The sequence below is a fragment of the Mesorhizobium sp. U510 genome (assembly GCF_059180695.1).
The window spans coordinates 1,406,876-1,423,939 of record NZ_CP180532.1 but is presented as its reverse complement, the minus strand read 5'-3'; the positions used below and the strand labels follow the sequence as shown (position 1 = coordinate 1,423,939).

Genomic DNA, 17,064 nt, shown 5'->3' with positions numbered 1-17,064 from the left:
CTCCATCCGATACCGTTTTGCTGCCTCCATGCGTGTTGACCCGTCCGGCCACGCGCGGCATACCGTTGGGCCACGAGGCGTGACGGCAGGGGGAACCGGCACGCCTCCGCTACAAGGGAGGACTGCATGCAAGGGCCGCTCGCTCTGTCACGAGGCATCGACCGCCTCAACGAATTCATCGGCAAATCGGTATCCTGGCTGATCCTGCTGGCGATCCTGGTGAGCGCGGCCAACGCCGTCATCCGCAAGATCTTCGACATTTCGTCGAATGCGTGGCTGGAGCTGCAATGGTATTTGTTCGGCGCCGCCTTCATGCTGGCCGCCGCCTATACGCTGAAGCAGAACGAGCATATCCGCATCGACATTGTCTACGGCCTGTTTTCACGCCGCGTACAGCACTGGATAGACCTTCTCGGCCATCTCCTCTTCCTGATGCCGTTCGTGACGCAGATGGTCATCTATTTCGTTCCCTACGTCTCGCTGTCGTTTCGCAGCGGCGAGATGTCCAACAATTCCGGCGGTCTCATCATCTGGCCGGCCAAGGCCATCCTGCTGGTCGGCTTTTTCCTGCTTGCGCTGCAGGGCATCTCCGAAATCATCAAGAAGATCGCCATCATGCGCGGCGACATGGACGACCCCAATCCGTTCATATCGGCACATGAGCAAGCCGAACTCGAAGCCAAGGCACTGGCCGACGAGGTGCGCTCGTGATGGAATTCATCGCCCAGAACATGGCGCCGATCATGTTCGCCTCGCTGATCATCTTCCTGCTGATCGGCTACCCCGTGGCCTTCTCGCTGGCCGCCAACGGCTTGATGTTTTTCTTCATCGGCGTGCTCCTCTCGCCCTATTCTGGTAGATCGATCAATCTCGCCTGGCCGCTTCTGCACGCACTGCCGGATAATTTCTACGGCTCGAGGGTGATGTCTAACGACACGCTGCTGGCCATTCCGTTCTTCACCTTCATGGGCATCGTGCTCGAGCGATCCGGGATGGCCGAGGATCTGCTCGACACGATCGGCCAGTTGTTCGGTCCGATCCGCGGCGGCCTCGCCTATGCGGTGATCTTCGTCGGCGCGCTGCTGGCGGCGACCACCGGCGTGGTGGCGGCATCCGTCATCGCCATGGGTCTGATCTCGCTGCCGATCATGTTGCGCTACGGCTACGACCGCCGGCTGGCTGCCGGTGTGATCGCGGCATCCGGCACGCTGGCCCAGATCATCCCGCCATCGCTGGTGCTGATCGTGCTTGCCGACCAACTCGGCCGCTCGGTCGGCGACATGTACGCCGGCGCACTGATCCCGGGTCTGGTGCTGACCGGCCTCTACGCGCTTTACATCCTCATCGTATCGATCTTCCGGCCGAAAATGGCGCCGGCGCTGCCGCTCGAAGCACGCACGCTCGGCCACGGTGTTCTGTCGCTGCTGGTGGCGCTGGTGGTGGCGGTGGCCATCTCCTATGCCGCGTATCGCTATCTCGCGCCAGCCCATGGCGACAATGCCGACATTCTCGGCGCCACCGTAGGGGTGCTCTTCATCTACATCGTGGCAATTGCCGACAAACGTCTGAACTTCAACATGATGTCCAGGCTGGCACAGCAGGTGGTCATCGTGCTGATCCCGCCGCTGGCACTGATCTTCCTGGTGCTTGGCACCATCTTCCTCGGCATCGCCACCCCGACCGAGGGCGGCGCCATGGGCTCTGTCGGCGCATTGATCATGGCGGCGGCAAAAGGCCGGCTGTCGCTGGACGTGATCAAGCAGGCACTGACCTCGACGACGCGGCTGTCGTCCTTCGTGCTGTTCATCCTGATCGGCGCGCGCGTCTTCTCGCTCACCTTCTACGGCGTCAACGGCCACATCTGGGTCGAACACCTTTTGACCTCGCTGCCGGGCGGCGAAGTCGGCTTCCTGATCGGCGTCAACATCCTCGTCTTCTTCCTGGCCTTCTTCCTCGATTTCTTCGAACTGGCCTTCATCATCGTGCCGCTGCTGGCGCCGGCGGCCGACAAGCTCGGCATCGACCTGATCTGGTTCGGCGTGCTGCTGGGCGTCAACATGCAGACCAGCTTCATGCATCCGCCCTTCGGCTTCGCGCTGTTCTACCTGCGCTCGGTCGCCGCGCGCGTGCCCTATCTCGACCGCCTTACCGGCAAGCAGATCGCGCCGGTGACGACCGGCCAGATCTATTGGGGCGCGGTGCCCTTCGTGCTGATCCAGGTGGTGATGATCGGGCTGACCATCGCCTTCCCGCAAATGGTGATGCGCTACAAGGCCACGGTGACCGATCCGGGCACGATCGACTACAAGGTGCCGGAAGTGCCCGGCCTGTCGCCGCTCGGTACACCGCCGGCTGGTGGCACGGCCCCCGCCAATGGCGGCAGCGCACCGGCCGCGCCCGGTACGCCGGACCTGTCGCAACCGCCGAGTTTCGGCGATGCGCCGCCGGCCAAGCCGGCAACGCCCGCGCCTGACCTCTCGCAGCCGCCGAGCTTCAATTGATGGGGACGGCGCCATGAAAGCGGTGCGGCTGGAGGCGGTTGGCAGCATTGCGCTGCGCGAAGTCGGCAAACCTGTCGCCGGCCCGGACGAGCTTCTGGTGCGGATCGAGGCTTGCGGCGTCTGCGGCACCGACCGGCATCTTTTCCATGGCGAATTCCCCTGCCGGCCGCCGGTGACGCCCGGACATGAATTTTCGGGCATCATCGAGGCGATCGGCGACACCGTCTCCGGCTTTGCCGTCGGCGACCGCGTCACCGGCGACCCCAACATCGCCTGCGGACGATGCCCGCAATGCCATGCCGGCCGGGTCAATCTCTGCCGCAATCTCAACGCCATCGGCATCCATCGCGATGGCGGCTTTGCCGAGTATGTCGTGCTGCCGCAGAAACAGGCTTTCATCCTGCCCGCCGATCTGCCGCCGACGCATGGCGCCTTCTGCGAGCCGCTCGGCTGCTGCCTGCATGGCGTCGACCTTGCGCAGATCAGGCCGGGCAGCTCGGTGATCGTGCTGGGCGGCGGCGTGATCGGCCTGCTGACCGTGCAATTGGCAAAACTGGCCGGCGCCACGACCATCATCCTGTCGACCAGGCAGGCTTCTCGGCGCGCGCTTGCCGAGGCGCTCGGCGCGACGGCGACGGTCGATCCCACCGCCGGCGACGTCATCGATGCCATCGCAGGCCCCGCGGGCCTGATGCCGGGCGGCGCCGACGTGGTGTTCGAATGCGCTGGCGTGCGCGACACCGTCGAGCAATCGATGCGACTGGCAAGGGCCGGCGGCACGGTCGTCATTGTCGGCCTGACGCCGCAAGGCATGAAGGCGGAATTCGAACCTTTTGACTTGCTGTTTCGGGAGTTGAAGGTGGTCGGCTCATTCCTCAATCCCTACACGCATCGCCGCGCCGCCGAGCTCATCGCGTCGGGCGCGATCGAGATCGACCGGCTGATCTCCAGGCTGGTGCCGCTCGACGAGGCGGCCGATGTGATCGCCAACCCGCCGGCGCCCGGCGAGGTCAAGGTTCTGGTGGTGCCGCGACGGGGTTGAGCCGAGGACCAGTCGCGCCGGACCCGCTTGCCGTCACGCCGCCGATCGGCTATCCAGCCAGCGCCGAAAAAGACATGACCGGTTCGGTAGTCCGGTCTCTTCCGTTCCTGGGCGGAGGCCTGTTCGCCGCATGAACGTGCGGGAGAACCCGCAGCCGGCAAGCGAGGCGAAAGCCCGCGGGCCGGTTGGGTCATGTCCGGATTTCCTGATGTCACGGTCCCGCCGGTTCTCGGTCCGCAGCCAAGCCTGTCCGCGCTTCAACCGTGACAGGACAAAGACCATGAAACTGAACCATCTCAACCTCATCACATCGGAGGTCGCGGCTCTTGCCGGCTTCTTCACCAGCCATTTCGGCTTCGAACTTGTCGCCATGCGCGGCAAGGATGCCTTCGCGATCCTGCGTGGAGCCGATGGCTTTGCCCTCAACCTGATGGCGCCGGGCAAGGGAGAGCCTGCTACCTATCCCGACAATTTTCATGTCGGCTTATTCGTTGGCAGCCCAGAGCTTGTACACGCCAAGCAGGCCGAATTGACCGAAGCAGGCTTCGCGCCGGGCGAGGTCGAGGACCTGGCACGCGGCGGCTTCAAATCGACGACGTTCTACTGCATGGCGCCGGGCGGAATACTGGTCGAGGTCGGCTCCTCACGGACCTGAAAAAGAAAGACCCCGGGCATGTCGCCCGGGGTCTCTTCAACAAACGCGATGGGACCGTTTTTACAGCTTGCCGTTGCGCTGCTGGACCATCATGAAGGTGTCGTAATTGTACTCGGCCACCTGCGCCCAGAGATAGTGCTCCTTGCGGAAGCCCTTGATCGATTCCCAGATCTTCTTGAACGGCGCGTTCGAGGCTTCCATTTCGGCGTAGACCTCGTTGGCCTTTTCGAAGCAGGCGGCCATGATCTCCTGGCTGAACGGACGCAGTTTGGCGCCGCCGGCGACCAGCCGCTTCACCGCCGCGGGGTTCACATAATCGTATTTCTGCAGCATGTCGGCATCGGCGGCTTGCGCGGCGGTGCGCAGCAGCGACTTGTAGGCCGGCGAAAGCTCTTCGTATTTCGCCTTGTTGAACATCAAATGCACGGTCGGGCCGCCTTCCCACCAGCCGGGATAGTAGTAGTAGGGCGCGACCTTGTAGAAGCCGAGCTTCTCGTCGTCATAGGGGCCGACCCATTCGGCGGCGTCGATCGTGCCTTTTTCCAGCGCCGGATAGATGTCGCCGCCGGCGATCTGCTGAGGCACGACGCCGAGCTTCTGCACCACCTTGCCGGCGAATCCGCCAATGCGCATCTTGAGGCCGGAGAGGTCGGCGACCGTGTTGATTTCCTTGCGGAACCAGCCACCCATCTGCACGCCGGTGTTGCCGCCCGGCAGGCCGAAGAGACCTTGCGTGGCGAGGAACTCATTGAACAGGTCGATGCCGCCGCCATGGTAGTGCCAGGCATTCATGCCGCGCGCGTTGAGCGAAAAGGGGACCGCCGCGCCGAGCGCCCATGTCGGGTCCTTGCCCCAGTAATAATATGCCACCGTGTGGCAGGCTTCGACCGTGCCGGCCGTGGTGGCATCGGCGGCCTGCAGGCCGGGCACGAGTTCGCCGGCGGCAAAGACCTGGATCTGGAAATTGCCGTCGGTGGCTTCCGACAGCATCTTGGAGAACACCTCGGCGCCGCCATAGATGGTGTCGAGCGATTTCGGGAAGGACGATGCCAGCCGCCATGTCACCTTGGGATTGGACTGGGCGATTGCCGGGGCCGCAAGCGTTGCCGCCGCCGCCGCGGCGCCGACGCCGGTCACACCGGCCTTGCGAATGAATGAACGACGATCCATGCAGTTCCTCCCTTTTGGATCAACAGACCGACATCCGGGAAATCCTCGGGCTCCCGTATCGGTTGGCCGAAACAATACACAGGCGAGAAGGCTAGTCCAGCACGGCGACCGGATTTGGTGACCAAGCCGTGCGACCCTGCAACTATAGTCTAACAGACGACTTCGTGGTCCATGCGACACGCCAAAACTTGGCATGGAAAAATGCCCAGGGATCGCCTATTTTGCAGGCAGGATATCCCTTGCAAGATGGAAAACAGACCCAAAATGCACCAGCCGCTCGTCGCCATATCGACCGACGTCCGTCAGTTCGACAACTACACCTGGCATGCCGCCCCGCAGCAATATCTGGAAGCGGCGGTTGCCGGCGCCGGCGTGTTTCCGCTGCTGGTGCCGTCGTTCGGCGACAGGCTCGACTTCGATGAACTCCTATCCTCGGTCGACGGCGTCATGGTCACCGGTTCGAAATCCAACGTGCACCCCTCGCTCTATGGTGGCGATGCCAGCGAAGCCAACGGTCCCTATGATCCGGCGCGTGACGCCACCACGCTGCCGCTGATCCGCCGGGCGATCGAGCGCGGCGTGCCGCTGCTCGCCATTTGCCGCGGTATCCAGGAGTTGAACGTGGCGCTCGGCGGCACGCTGGGCACCGAGATCCAGGAGCGCGAGGGTTCGCTCGACCACCGCGCGCCGGTGAGCGACCACCAGGACGAGCGCTTCGCCATTCACCAGGCCATTTCGATCAAACCAGGCAGTTGCCTGGCCGGTGTGTTCGGCGCCGGTGAGATCAAGGTCAATTCACTGCACCGCCAGGCGATCGACCGGCTCGGGTCGAAGCTCGAGATCGAGGCTGTCGCCACCGACGGCACGGTCGAAGCGGTTTCGGTCAAGGGCGCCCGAGCCTTTGCCGTCGGCGTCCAGTGGCATCCGGAGTACTGGGTCAACTCGGACAGCAACTCGGCCAAGATTTTTCGCGCGTTCGGCGATGCGGTGCGCCTGCACGCCGCCGCGAAGGCCGGGGCACGGGCAGCGGCGGAGTAGTCAGTCGCCGGTCCTGCGGCCGCCCGCCAGCGACAGCAAGGGCGTGGCTGGCGCATAGGATTCGTAACCGTCGCCGTCGGCCACGGCGAAGGTGACGATCGGATCGACGCCGTTGGCGCTGAAGGCGACCGTGCCGTCATTCTGTTCGCGCCAGAACTTTGCCCGTTCTATGCCAGGGATCAGACGACGGCATGTCGGAGCAACAGTAAGCAGGGACAGGCCATCCGAAATTTCGGCCCCGCGGCTCACCGCGCAGGCTCCCTCATCGCCATTGGCGACCAGCCTGTAGGTGCTGGACCGCGTGACCTCTTCGGCGACGCTTTGCCCATTGCCGTTATGAAACAGCTGAACGCCGCCAAACAAGGCGGCGATTGCGATCAATGCGGAAAGCGATTTCATTCTGTCTCATCCATGCACACGGGCAGGATGCAAAATGATTTCAAAGGGTTAAGCTGGCGTTAATAAATGTGACGGAGCCACTGCCGGCATCAACGAACGCGGAAGACGAAACCGTCGAACTATTGAGGGACGGTCGTCGGATAGCGATCTGAAAGGAGTTTAAAGAGCCACTCGCGCTCGACATCGGTGGCTGCCGAACCGATCTCGACCCTCTGGGCCCCAGCGTCGACTGTCAGGCGATTGTGAGTATCGCCGTCGCGAAGCCTCAGCGATTTGAGCTGCATCCGGTCGAACCTGCGCTCAGTCCGCTTCGAAAACAGCTGCGTCCAGACGGAGGCGCCGTAGGACGGCATTTTGAACGGCGGCAACCCAGGGTCATGGCTGACCCCGGCCGCATCGAGCCTTATCACTTCGGGCACGGAGCGCCGGAAAATGCGGCGAACCATGAGCATTGCGAAGATGCCACCGACTGTCCAAGCGCAGAGCCAGAAGGCAACAAACGCCGTAGGCCCGCCGAACGGCCTGGTCACGAGCTGATATGCGGCTGTAATCTCGCCAAAGGCCCAGCCTCCTAGCCAGCAAAGAACGAATATTCCGATCAGGTAGTTGGCGAAGGGCCGCTTTGGATACGGAATCGAAATGATCTGATCTCGGCCATTGGTGGCGACCAAAATCGTGGAATTGTCAGGCGGCTTCACCGTCATCGGTTTGCCTTTCGCTAGCCGCGAGCCTTGACATGCGCCGTCTCCGGCACCGGCGTCAGCGGCCGGCGCTCGGTGAACCAGGACACCAGATTGTCGACGCACAGATCGGCCATGGCGCGGCGCGTGTGTTCCGAGGCAGAGCCGACATGCGGCAAAAGCGAGGCGTTGGGGGCGTCGAGCAACGCCTTGGGCACATTCGGCTCGTCGGCGAAGACATCGAGCCCGGCGGCGGCGATGGTGCCGTCGGCGAGCGCCGCCGCGAGCGCCGCCTCGTCGACCGTGCTGCCGCGGCCGATATTGACGAAGACGCCGTTGGCGCCAAGCGCCGACAGGATCTCGGCATTGACCGCCTTCTGCGTCGAAGCGCCACCAGGCGCCACCGAAATCAGCGTATCGACCGCTTCCGCCAGACCTTTCAGCGTCGGATGATACTCGTAGGAAAGACCCTCGACCCTGCGCCGGTTGTGATAGGCGACCGGCAGGCCGAACGCCTCAAGGCGCCGGGCAATGGCCTGCCCGATGCGGCCCATGCCGAAAATCCCGACGCGGCGGGCGCGCAAGGTCAGCCGGCTCAGCGGATAGTTGCCCTTGCGTACCCAGCTGCCGTCACGCAGCCAGTTTTCCGCGCGCGGCAGGTCACGGATCGTGTTGATCAGCAGCCCGATCGCGGTGTCGGCGACCTCCTCGGTCAGCACGTCGGGCGTGTTGGTGACCATGATGTTGTTCGCCGCCGCATGGCCGACATCGACCGAATCATAGCCGACGCCGAAGGAGGCGATGAGTTCGAGATTGGGCAGCGCATCCATCATCGCCGCGCTGATCCCGGCAAACGACGCAATGCCACGCACCGTGCGGCGCATCTCGTCGGTGACCAGCGCCGGGTCGGTGCGTTCGACCCTGATCTGTTTGAAAGTACGGTCGATGCGCCGGACGGCGTGGTCGCTGAAGTCCGCCGGCACCAGAATGGCGACGGCTTGCAGCTGTTCGGCCTTGGTCATGCCCGCTCCACCGGCTTGCCGGTCGACTGGCGCACATGCAGCTCCGGCTTGATCAATTCCTGCGAGGGCCGCACCGTCTGCCCGTTGAGCTTGTCGAGCAGCGCGCTGGCGGCGCGGCGGCCGACCTCGCGCTGGCCGTTCCAGACGGTGGTGAGCGCCGGTGTGGCGATCGCCGCCTCCTCGAGATCGTCATAGCCGGTGACGGAAATGTCGATGCCCGGCACCAGGCCGGCGCGCGCAATGCCGTTCATCAGGCCGATGGCGACGAGGTCGTTCCAGCAGCAGGCGGCGGTCGGTCTGTCTTTCAGCGCCAGGAACTGCCCGGCGGCCTCGAAGCCGGCCTGCTTGGTGCGCGGGCCGGCGATGCGCCAGGACGGCCTGACTTCGAGCCCTGCCGCCTCCATGGCGTTGACATAGCCCTGATAGCGGTCGCGGCCGGTCGAGGTCTGGTCGGTGCCGCCGATCATGGCTATGCGCTTGTGGCCGAGCGAGATCAGATGGTTGGTGGCAAGCCCGGTGCCGTAAGCGTCGTCGCCGCGAAACACCGGCACGTCGGCGCCCTCGACGGTGCGGGCGATCAGCACCGCCGGCAGGCCGTTTTCCTCGGCCATCAGTATGTCGGCAGCCGGGGTGCCGATGGCCGGCGACATGATCACGCCGTCGGCGCCGAGTTGCAGCAGCGTGTCGATGAAGGTGCGCTGCTTTTCGAGCTGGTCGTAGTGATTGGACAGGATGAAGGTCTGCCGGCTGCGGTCGAGTTCGCTTTCGATCGAGCGCAGGATCTCGGCGAAGAACGGGTTCATGATGTCGTGGACGACGACGCCGACAATGCCCGAGCGCGAGGTGCGCAGGCTGGCGGCGCGGCGGTTGTAGATATAGCCGATGGCGCGCGCATGTTCCTTGATACGGTCGCGCGTCGCGCCGGCCACCAGCGGGCTGTCGCGCAACGCCAGCGACACGGTGGCCGTGGACACGCCGAGTGCATCGGCGATCGTCGAAAGCTTGATTTTTTGTGCCAGCGCCTTGCGCTCCCCGAACGAGCTGAATTGCGACCTAAACAGTTTAAAGGCGGCGTTATGCCACCGATCGGGGGCAAATCAAAGTTTTTTTGCCAGCGCCTCGGCCTCGACATCGGAGGCCGCGCGGCTCCGCAGCCGCAGCCGGTGCTCGCGGTGGACGATGTAGAGGCCGCTGGCAACGATGATGGCGGCGCCGACCAGCGTCCAGCGATCCGGGAACTGCTTGAAGACGATCCAGCCGGAAATGATCATCCACACCATCTGCGAATAGGGATAGGGGGCGAGCGCCGTGGTCGTTGCCAGCCGATAGGCCTGGACCAGCAGCCAGTGCCCGACACCGCCGAACACGCCAAGCATGAGCAGGATGAACCAGTGCCAGCCATCATGCGGCAGCGAGAAGGAAAACGGCAGCATGGGCAAAAGCAGCACCGTCGGCGCCAGCGCCGAAAACAGGATCAGGCTTTCCGACGTCTCGGTCGACGACATGCGGCGCGTCATGATGACATAGAAGCAGTTCGACAGCATCGAGCCGAGTGCGAAGAGATGGCCGATGCCGAAGACGCCGACACCGGGCCTTGTGATGATGAGGACCCCGGCGAAGGCGGCCAGAATGGCCAGCCAGCGCCGCCAGCCGGCCCATTCACCGAGCAGCGGGCCGGCAAGCGCGGTGATCACCATCGGCCCGAAAAAATAGATCGACGTCGTCTCGGCCAGCTGCAGGGAGCGCAGGGCCAGGATGTTGCACATGGTCGAGCCGAACAGGAACACACCACGCAGCACATGCGCCGGCAGGTTGACCGGGCGAAACCGCAGCGGATCGCGCCAGCCGCGCAGGAGGGTGCCGACCAGCACGACATGCACGGCAAAGCGCACCCAGGCGACGATCAGCGCCGAAACGCCGACAAGGACGAGATATTTGCTTGAGGTGTCGAGGAAGGTGAAGAAGACATAGGTGGTCAGCATGCACAGGATCGCCACCGGCGGCGTCGCGCTTTCGACATGTCTTTGGGAAGCGTTCACTTGCAGGCCGGGGAAAAGCTGGGCTGGAGCGCACCTTTGCGGGAATTGTCGCTTGCCGGCAAGCCAATTGTCGGCCACTGCCGCGCACATGAGCTCGCTGGCACAACAATAGAAGCCGGCAGGCTTAGTCCAAGCCTCCCACGCTATGCCTGCATGCGGGCGCCCTTGGTGATCTTGTCGACCACCTTCTTCTCGGCGCGCAGCGCGATGCCGACCACCTTGGCATCTTCCGGCGCGAATTGCGCAAAGACGGCGCGGTTGGCGGCGTCGAAGCCGGTGGAAAACATCTCCTCGACATAGAGCGAGGTCGTCACGCCGCGCTCCAGCGCGCGCCGGTGGAGCGCGGCCAGCGTCGCCTGGTCTGCCGACAGCACGATGACCGGCTGGATCGACAGCGGATTGTAGAGATTGCCTGAGCGGTCGCGATAGGGCTCGCCGATGATGTCGGGAAACTGCGCGACGATGCCGCTGGTCAGGAAGGCGGTGACGTTGAGTTTCTGCCAGACGGGCAAGTCTTCGCGCAGCACGATTGCAAATTTCGTATCGAACATGACAAAATGGACCATTCGAGGTTAGGCCCCGATTGCGAGGCTGAATGAGACGATGTCGCTCGAACTAGACCGCCAGGCCTCTAGGGGTCTTGGACGTTTGTGCGCGGACGCGGCGGAGAATTGCATCATCTCCGCACCTGACCCCGCCGGCATGGAGCGGATCGAGGCGCGCTTTCATGGCAGCGCCTTCGATCTGCATCGTCATGACACCTATGCGATCGGGGTGACGCTGCATGGCGTGCAGACCTTCCGCTATCGCGGCGCGACGCGGCTAAGCCTGCCCGGCCAGATCATCGTGCTGCATCCCGATGAGTTGCATGACGGCGGCGCCGGCACCGAGGACGGGTTGCGCTACAGGATGCTCTACCTCGAACCGTCGCTGATGCTGGACTGCCTTGGCGGCGCGTCGTTGCCCTTCGTCAGGGAAGCCGTGGTGCGGGACGAAGCCTTCTGCGCCACGCTGCTTTCGGCGCTGGGGCCGCTGCAACAGGAACTCGACGAGCTGTTCGTCGATGATTTTCTCGCCCAACTGATGCATGGCCTGGCACGGCATGCCGGCCAGCCGGCAAAGCCGATGGCCCGGACGGCATGGCGGGCGGCGACGCTGGCGCGGGACTATCTTACGGAGAACGCAATGCGCCCGGTGCGTTCCGGCGAATTGGAAGCCGTCACCGGACTGGACCGCTACGCCTTATCGAGGCATTTCCGCGCCGCCTTCTCGACCAGCCCGCATCGTTTCCTGGTGATGCGCCGGCTTCAGCGCGCGCGGCGGATGATTACCGCCGGCGAGCCCCTGGCGCAGATCGCGGTCGAGGCCGGCTTCACCGACCAGAGCCATTTCAACAGGCAATTCAAGAAGGCATTCGGCATGACGCCGGGGCGTTGGTCCTCGCTGATCCGGGACGCGGCTCCAGCAGCGGCCTGATCACTCGTCCGACTCAGCGTCGTCGTCGATCAGCACAAGCTCCTCGTTGGAGAGATTGGCCTCGATGCGGGCCAGCAGCTTGAACAGCGCCTTCTGGTCTTTCTTGTCGAGGCCCTTCAGCGCCTGCTTTTCGGTCTTCTTCACCGATTTCTCGATGGCGTGGATGATATCGCGGCCAGTGTCGGTGAGGAAAATATGAGCCTGACGGGCGTCGGCCGACGAGGCGCGCTTTTCGAGAAAGCCCTGCGCCTGCAGCCGGTTGATGGTCTTGGTGATGGTGGGCGGGCGCACGCCGAGGCGGCCGGCGAGATTGCCAGGCGTCTGGCCGTCCTCGCGGTCGAGCGCCAGCATGATCTGGTCCTGGCCGGCATAGAAGCCGTGCGCCAGGAGCCGGGCCGCCAGCGCGGTTCTTGCCAACCTTGCCGCCGAATGCAGCCGGCTCATTGTTGCAGTTTTGTCCGCCTTGGCCATGGTCATCCCCTCTTCGGCCATACCGGTAGCGACAGCATAGACGCAGCCGGCCGGTTGGCAATCGACGATAAAAAGAATCCGGCGCGTGAAACAGCTTTGCCGGCAAGCATTGCGGTGCCCGCCGTGGCTAATGCCAGATGTTTATTTCAGTTAGATGACAAACGACTTTTCGCCGCACGGGAATCGCCGCAAAGGTGAGGCCCGCGTGGCGTGAGACGCGCCTTGCTCGCGACAAAGGCGCACTTTCGCAGTCATCCGGCACGCCGATATCACAGTGGCCGGGCCAAGAGCTTTGGCCCATCGGTTTGCCCCGTGCAAAAGCCCCGCACACATCCTATATGGAGCCAACAATCCCTTTTTCGCGGCCTGGATTTCAAGGCCCGGTCATCTCGAGGCAAGCCATGAGCGACGCACAGACGCAGATCCCCGTAACCGTTCTCACCGGCTATCTCGGCGCCGGCAAGACGACGCTGCTCAACCGCATCCTGTCGGAGAACCATGGCAGGCGCTACGCGGTCATCGTCAACGAATTCGGCGAAATCGGCATCGACAACGACCTGATCGTGGAATCCGACGAGGAAATCTACGAGATGAACAATGGCTGCGTCTGCTGCACGGTGCGCGGCGACCTGATCCGCGTCGTCGAGGGCCTGATGCGCCGACCGGGGCGCTTCGACGCCATTGTAGTCGAGACCACCGGCCTCGCCGATCCGGTACCGGTGGCGCAGACCTTCTTCATGGACGACGACGTGCGCTCCAAGACCAAGCTCGATGCGGTGGTGGCGCTGGTCGATGCCAAGCATCTGCCGCTCAGGCTCAAGGATTCCAAGGAAGCCGAAGACCAGATCGCTTTCGCCGATGTCGTCGTGCTCAACAAGACCGATCTCGTCACCCCGGAAGAGCTCGCCAAGGTAGAGGCGACGATCCGCGCCATCAATCCGGCGGCCAGGATCCATCGCACGACGCGCGCCGGCGTCGCCCTATCGGAGGTGCTCGACCGCGGGGCCTTCGACCTCTCCCGGGCGCTGGAGAACGATCCGCATTTCCTTGAGGCGCATGACGATCACCATCATGACCACGATCACGACCATGATGGCCACGAACACCACCACCATGATCATGACGGGCATGACCATCATCACCACGACCACGCGCATCCCTCAGACATCCATGATGTGACGGTGCAGTCGGTGTCGTTGCGCGGCGGCGAGATGGACCCGAAGAAATTCTTCCCGTGGATCGAGAAGATCACCCAGATGGAAGGCCCCAACATCCTGCGGCTGAAAGGCATCATTGCCCTGAAAGGCGATGATGAACGCTACGTCATCCAGGGCGTGCACATGATCATCGAGGGCGACCATCAGCGCGCCTGGAAAGACGGCGAGAAACATGAGAGCCGGCTGGTGTTCATCGGCCGCGAACTGGACGCCGAGCGGCTGAAGAGGAGTTTCGAGGCCTGCCAGGCCTAGTCAGGCTTTGCCGTGCGGTTCCAGGCTGGATGTAATGATCGAAGGAATTGCGGCCGTGGAATTTCAGAAGCCGCCGTTGACGATCGTGGCGTTTCCACGAACGCCGCCACTGCGACGGTAGGTCGGCGGTCCCTTCGCTCAGCGCCGCTTGCTCGATTTGATTGGTATCAGACCAAGCGAGCGGCTGCCGCCGCCCGTCAGGGTTGAGGTCAAAGTCGCCTGCCTGCCTCCTTCCCAGATAATGGCGGCAGACCGCCAGGCGGCCACCATTCTAGCACAAAACCCGCCGCCTAAGCGGGAGCTTGTCTATGAGGAAAGGAAGACGGGCGGGCGTGTCTAGCCAGTGCATCCTTGAAATGGTCGAATGATCGGCTTTGACCAACAGGCGATAGCTAGCGCGACGTACATCTGTGATCGAGGAGGTGCTCAGCTGCCCTTCCCCAATTTACCAGAATATAGAATCCCGGCCTCGCGTCAGCCAGCGTTGCACCGGCGACGAGTACATTTAGATCATCCATGGTGTGTCGTGCCTGAGGCAAACCGGCAACAACCAGGCCGACCACGTTAGTGGTTCGCAGATCCGGCTCAGCCACTGCCATTATCCAATAGGGTCGCCCCTTCAATATCAATGGAAACGGTTGCCAAGTCGCGTCTTGCTTCGGCCCATCTAAGGCAAGCGTCCTTTCCACCGACTCCAGCAAGCAATCGACGTGGATGTGCAACTGATCCTGGGACCGCTCAAAGCGGGAATTAACCGCCAGGCCAACGGCTGATCGTGGCAGGCCGTGTCCGAGTCTTGCTTCAACTTTCTGTCGGGCTTCCCATGCCCGGTTCCATAGTTGGGCGCTATCAGTGGAACGGGCGGATGGGCTTTCCAAGCCCGCAATCGCTGTGATTGGGGCCACCAGAAACTCGGTCCGGTGTAGAGGTGATTTGATGAGGACTGACCCATAATCCCCCTGCTCGGTCAGTATCACCTGGTCGCAGGGGAAGGCGACGCCAAGCCGCGTACTTGCAAGTGCGCAGGTCTGCACCATCTCCCACAATATTCTGCGTTTGAGGAAAGCGTAGCCGGCAGCGGCTGACAAAGCGACCAACAATGTCACGAACAGCCGAAGGCCCCTGCGCTCCAAGAAGCCCAGCACATTGTTCCTTTCTCAAACGACCGGAGCGAGCGGCGCGAGCATCGCCAAGAACATGGTTTGGGTCATCATACAATCGCAGGGTGCGGAAGTTCCGTTCCCGCCTGGAGATCACAATCGGTGATGTTATCCCATTCCGTTGGGGAGGTCGCCATCGGGCAGGGCTTGGAGGCCAACTGCTCGCCGCCGCCACGTTGCGCTGCCTGCGGCTTGCCCGCGAAGGCGGCGGCATCCTGCTCATCATCGATGCCAAGAGCGACCGGGTCCGCAAGGTGGTATGCCAGCTGTGGTGCAGAGCGCCTCCAGGGATCGGCTTTGACCCTGGTGATGCCATTGGCGACGTTGCAACTGAACTGCGAGCCAAGGGGCTGCCTTGACTAGATTACAGCCTCTTGCCGTCTCGCCGATCCTCCAAGGTTGCCGGAACCGTAAACGTCGAGTAAGCCCCTGCAACCGCTGCAATTCAACTGAACAAAGATATCCATGCCCACAGTTGCCCCCCTCGACCTCGAAGGCCATTGCGTTGCCGCCGTCTTCCTTGGCGACGTGCCGCATTTCGCGTTGGCCGATGGCGCTATCCATCGGCTCGACAATGGCCACAAGACCATCCAGGCCAATGACGGACTGCTGGCGGCTTTCCACGATGCGGCCAACGACCGGCTGATCACTGGCGGCGAGGACGGCAAGGTGTTTGCCGTGAAGACAGGCGGCGAAGCCACCGAAGTGGCCAGCGCCGGGAAAAAATGGATCACCAGCGTCGCCGCCGGGCCGCAGGGCGCCGTCGCCTATGCCACGGGCAAGACCGCCTTCGTGCGCTTCGCCGACGGCAAGACCAGGGAATTTGCCCATCCGCGCTCGGTCGAGGGGCTGGCGTTTTCGCCCAAGGGCATGCGCTTCGGCGTTGCCCGCTACAATGGCGCGACGCTGCATTTCCCGGCCGCCGAGGGCAAGCCAGTGGAACTCGAATGGGCCGGCGCCCATACCGGCATCACCTTCTCGCCGGATGGCGCCTTCCTCGTCACCACGATGCAGGAAAACGCCCTGCATGGCTGGAAGCTGGTCGACGGCAAGCACATGCGCATGAGCGGGTATCCCGGCAAGGTCAAAAGCCTGTCATGGAGCGTCAAAGGCAAATGGCTGGCGAGTTCCGGCGCGCCGGCGGCGATCGTCTGGCCGTTTTCGGGCAAGGACGGACCGATGGGCAAGGCGCCGCTGGAACTCGGCACGCGCGGCAACACGATGGTGACTTGCGTGGCCTGCCATCCAAGCCAGGATGTCGTGGCGATCGGCTACGAGGACGGCATGGTAATCGCCGCGCGCTTCGCCGACGCCAAGGAAGTGCTGCTGCGCCGGCAAGGCAAGGGCGCCGTCACCTCGATGATGTGGGACAGGGAAGAGCGCCGTATCGCCTTCGGCAGCGCGGCCGGCGACTGCGGCGTCATCGACATCACGGCCTGATCTCACCGCGCTCGCGCGGTCAGCCGAAGAGGCTTGCGCCGCAGCGACAGCCCGTCGCGCATGTTCAGCGACATCAGTGCGATGTTCGTTGCGCCGGCTACCAGCTCGATCGCCTGGACGACTGCGAAAAACTTGTCGAAGCGACCGGCCGTGGCAAAGCTGCTGAGCAGGAAGGCCGAGGGCACGAGGACCAGCAATCCGTTGGCGGCAATGATGCGCATGCGCCACTTCTTGCGTGCCACGACCGGGCTCTTCCAGCCCTTGCCAAGTGAGAAGCCAGACGCGCCGGCAATGATCATCGCCGGGATGAGCACCACCATGCCGGCCAGCACGCAGTTCTTGACCGTTGTGATCGCGGCCGCGTCGCCGAGCAGTTCGGCCGTAGCCGTCGACAGCCAAAAAGCCGAAACCGTGATGAGCGCGACGGCGCCCGCTGCCGCATGAATTTTGGTTTTCATTAGTATCTCCATAGCAAGCTATATATCATTGCATAGCATGCTAT

The 17,064-nt window shown here is 63.3% G+C and carries 18 protein-coding genes and 1 pseudogene; 9 read left to right on the top strand and 10 right to left on the bottom strand.

Features of this window, described 5'->3' with window-relative positions; translation table 11 throughout:
* The first annotated feature begins 126 nt into the window (after positions 1-126).
* The 4 genes from ACLGL5_RS08970 to ACLGL5_RS08955 all read left to right on the top strand — a co-directional run bounded on the left by ACLGL5_RS08970 (position 127) and on the right by ACLGL5_RS08955 (position 4,198).
* The gene (locus tag ACLGL5_RS08970; protein ID WP_069090811.1) at positions 127-711 is read left to right on the top strand and encodes a TRAP transporter small permease subunit; all 585 of its coding nucleotides are present in this window, start codon (positions 127-129) and stop codon (positions 709-711) included.
* On the top strand, positions 711-2,501 hold the full coding sequence (locus ACLGL5_RS08965) for a TRAP transporter large permease (RefSeq protein ID WP_069090810.1): 1,791 nt from the start codon (positions 711-713) through the stop codon (positions 2,499-2,501). The genes ACLGL5_RS08970 and ACLGL5_RS08965 overlap by 1 nt, the downstream gene beginning before the upstream one ends.
* Positions 2,502-2,514: 13 nt before the next feature.
* Entirely contained in the window at positions 2,515-3,543 is a 1,029-nt protein-coding gene (locus ACLGL5_RS08960; protein WP_064984397.1) for a zinc-dependent alcohol dehydrogenase family protein, read from the top strand.
* Between the two features lie 280 nt (positions 3,544-3,823).
* Positions 3,824-4,198, top strand: coding sequence for a VOC family protein (locus ACLGL5_RS08955; RefSeq protein WP_038653722.1), 375 nt, complete (start codon positions 3,824-3,826; stop codon positions 4,196-4,198).
* A 60-nt stretch (positions 4,199-4,258) separates the two neighbouring features.
* On the opposite strand, the gene ACLGL5_RS08950 is transcribed toward ACLGL5_RS08955, so the two are convergent.
* Positions 4,259-5,368, bottom strand: coding sequence for a TRAP transporter substrate-binding protein (locus tag ACLGL5_RS08950; RefSeq protein WP_038651600.1), 1,110 nt, complete (start codon positions 5,366-5,368; stop codon positions 4,259-4,261).
* Positions 5,369-5,632: 264 nt separating this feature from the next.
* Here ACLGL5_RS08950 and ACLGL5_RS08945 point away from each other — a divergent pair, with 264 nt between their 5' ends.
* Positions 5,633-6,406: a gamma-glutamyl-gamma-aminobutyrate hydrolase family protein gene (locus tag ACLGL5_RS08945; RefSeq protein WP_027047665.1), complete on the top strand. Its 774-nt coding sequence runs from the start codon at positions 5,633-5,635 to the stop codon at positions 6,404-6,406.
* Here the strand turns inward: ACLGL5_RS08945 and ACLGL5_RS08940 are convergent, their stop codons facing one another.
* The 6 genes from ACLGL5_RS08940 to ACLGL5_RS08915 all read right to left on the bottom strand — a co-directional run bounded on the left by ACLGL5_RS08940 (position 6,407) and on the right by ACLGL5_RS08915 (position 11,097).
* On the bottom strand, positions 6,407-6,805 hold the full coding sequence (locus tag ACLGL5_RS08940; RefSeq protein ID WP_019862751.1) for a hypothetical protein: 399 nt from the start codon (positions 6,803-6,805) through the stop codon (positions 6,407-6,409).
* A 119-nt stretch (positions 6,806-6,924) separates the two neighbouring features.
* Positions 6,925-7,509: a hypothetical protein gene (locus ACLGL5_RS08935; protein ID WP_069090809.1), complete on the bottom strand. Its 585-nt coding sequence runs from the start codon at positions 7,507-7,509 to the stop codon at positions 6,925-6,927.
* Positions 7,510-7,523: 14 nt separating this feature from the next.
* On the bottom strand, positions 7,524-8,507 hold the full coding sequence (locus tag ACLGL5_RS08930) for a 2-hydroxyacid dehydrogenase (protein WP_038651597.1): 984 nt from the start codon (positions 8,505-8,507) through the stop codon (positions 7,524-7,526).
* Complete coding sequence (locus ACLGL5_RS08925; RefSeq protein WP_081296113.1) at positions 8,504-9,526, bottom strand: LacI family DNA-binding transcriptional regulator; 1,023 nt, start codon at positions 9,524-9,526, stop codon at positions 8,504-8,506. Before ACLGL5_RS08925 ends, ACLGL5_RS08930 begins: the two co-directional genes overlap by 4 nt.
* 78 nt (positions 9,527-9,604) lie before the next feature.
* Positions 9,605-10,546, bottom strand: coding sequence for a DMT family transporter (locus ACLGL5_RS08920; RefSeq protein WP_083246520.1), 942 nt, complete (start codon positions 10,544-10,546; stop codon positions 9,605-9,607).
* Positions 10,547-10,689: 143 nt separating this feature from the next.
* Positions 10,690-11,097, bottom strand: a complete 408-nt coding sequence (locus tag ACLGL5_RS08915; protein WP_038653716.1) for a DUF2000 family protein — start codon at positions 11,095-11,097, stop codon at positions 10,690-10,692.
* A 52-nt stretch (positions 11,098-11,149) separates the two neighbouring features.
* Here ACLGL5_RS08915 and ACLGL5_RS08910 point away from each other — a divergent pair, with 52 nt between their 5' ends.
* Positions 11,150-12,022, top strand: a complete 873-nt coding sequence (locus ACLGL5_RS08910; RefSeq protein ID WP_069090808.1) for an AraC family transcriptional regulator — start codon at positions 11,150-11,152, stop codon at positions 12,020-12,022.
* On the opposite strand, the gene ACLGL5_RS08905 is transcribed toward ACLGL5_RS08910, so the two are convergent.
* Positions 12,023-12,493, bottom strand: coding sequence for a MarR family winged helix-turn-helix transcriptional regulator (locus ACLGL5_RS08905; RefSeq protein WP_032921461.1), 471 nt, complete (start codon positions 12,491-12,493; stop codon positions 12,023-12,025).
* A 401-nt stretch (positions 12,494-12,894) separates the two neighbouring features.
* Here ACLGL5_RS08905 and ACLGL5_RS08900 point away from each other — a divergent pair, with 401 nt between their 5' ends.
* The gene (locus ACLGL5_RS08900) at positions 12,895-13,962 is read left to right on the top strand and encodes a CobW family GTP-binding protein (RefSeq protein ID WP_069090807.1); all 1,068 of its coding nucleotides are present in this window, start codon (positions 12,895-12,897) and stop codon (positions 13,960-13,962) included.
* A gap of 392 nt (positions 13,963-14,354) precedes the next feature.
* Here the strand turns inward: ACLGL5_RS08900 and ACLGL5_RS08895 are convergent, their stop codons facing one another.
* On the bottom strand, positions 14,355-15,068 hold the full coding sequence (locus tag ACLGL5_RS08895) for a CDP-diacylglycerol diphosphatase (protein WP_494372950.1): 714 nt from the start codon (positions 15,066-15,068) through the stop codon (positions 14,355-14,357).
* Positions 15,069-15,265: 197 nt separating this feature from the next.
* Here ACLGL5_RS08895 and ACLGL5_RS08890 point away from each other — a divergent pair.
* Both ACLGL5_RS08890 and ACLGL5_RS08885 read left to right on the top strand, forming a co-directional pair.
* Positions 15,266-15,485: pseudogene (locus tag ACLGL5_RS08890) on the top strand (GNAT family N-acetyltransferase); the annotation flags it as partial.
* Positions 15,486-15,587: 102 nt separating this feature from the next.
* Positions 15,588-16,562 carry a WD40 repeat domain-containing protein gene (locus tag ACLGL5_RS08885; protein WP_038651591.1) on the top strand — a complete coding sequence of 325 codons (975 nt, stop codon included), beginning with the start codon at positions 15,588-15,590 and terminating at the stop codon, positions 16,560-16,562.
* Between the two features lie 2 nt (positions 16,563-16,564).
* Here ACLGL5_RS08885 and ACLGL5_RS08880 read toward each other — a convergent pair whose 3' ends face one another.
* Positions 16,565-17,020, bottom strand: a complete 456-nt coding sequence (locus tag ACLGL5_RS08880) for a hypothetical protein (protein WP_069090806.1) — start codon at positions 17,018-17,020, stop codon at positions 16,565-16,567.
* Positions 17,021-17,064 lie beyond the last annotated feature (44 nt).

What these genes read in the sequence shown, in the direction of transcription:
- ACLGL5_RS08955 (WP_038653722.1), top strand. Translation starts at nt 3,824, where the DNA reads ATGAAACTGAACCATCTCAACCTCATCACATCGGAGGTCGCGGCTCTT.
- ACLGL5_RS08950 (WP_038651600.1), bottom strand. Translation starts at nt 5,368, where the DNA reads ATGGATCGTCGTTCATTCATTCGCAAGGCCGGTGTGACCGGCGTCGGC.
- ACLGL5_RS08930 (WP_038651597.1), bottom strand. Translation starts at nt 8,507, where the DNA reads ATGACCAAGGCCGAACAGCTGCAAGCCGTCGCCATTCTGGTGCCGGCG.
- ACLGL5_RS08880 (WP_069090806.1), bottom strand. Translation starts at nt 17,020, where the DNA reads ATGAAAACCAAAATTCATGCGGCAGCGGGCGCCGTCGCGCTCATCACG.
- ACLGL5_RS08935 (WP_069090809.1), bottom strand. Translation starts at nt 7,509, where the DNA reads ATGACGGTGAAGCCGCCTGACAATTCCACGATTTTGGTCGCCACCAAT.
- ACLGL5_RS08970 (WP_069090811.1), top strand. Translation starts at nt 127, where the DNA reads ATGCAAGGGCCGCTCGCTCTGTCACGAGGCATCGACCGCCTCAACGAA.
- ACLGL5_RS08885 (WP_038651591.1), top strand. Translation starts at nt 15,588, where the DNA reads ATGCCCACAGTTGCCCCCCTCGACCTCGAAGGCCATTGCGTTGCCGCC.
- ACLGL5_RS08900 (WP_069090807.1), top strand. Translation starts at nt 12,895, where the DNA reads ATGAGCGACGCACAGACGCAGATCCCCGTAACCGTTCTCACCGGCTAT.
- ACLGL5_RS08905 (WP_032921461.1), bottom strand. Translation starts at nt 12,493, where the DNA reads ATGGCCAAGGCGGACAAAACTGCAACAATGAGCCGGCTGCATTCGGCG.
- ACLGL5_RS08910 (WP_069090808.1), top strand. Translation starts at nt 11,150, where the DNA reads ATGTCGCTCGAACTAGACCGCCAGGCCTCTAGGGGTCTTGGACGTTTG.
- ACLGL5_RS08965 (WP_069090810.1), top strand. Translation starts at nt 711, where the DNA reads ATGGAATTCATCGCCCAGAACATGGCGCCGATCATGTTCGCCTCGCTG.
- ACLGL5_RS08915 (WP_038653716.1), bottom strand. Translation starts at nt 11,097, where the DNA reads ATGTTCGATACGAAATTTGCAATCGTGCTGCGCGAAGACTTGCCCGTC.
- ACLGL5_RS08960 (WP_064984397.1), top strand. Translation starts at nt 2,515, where the DNA reads ATGAAAGCGGTGCGGCTGGAGGCGGTTGGCAGCATTGCGCTGCGCGAA.
- ACLGL5_RS08940 (WP_019862751.1), bottom strand. Translation starts at nt 6,805, where the DNA reads ATGAAATCGCTTTCCGCATTGATCGCAATCGCCGCCTTGTTTGGCGGC.
- ACLGL5_RS08945 (WP_027047665.1), top strand. Translation starts at nt 5,633, where the DNA reads ATGCACCAGCCGCTCGTCGCCATATCGACCGACGTCCGTCAGTTCGAC.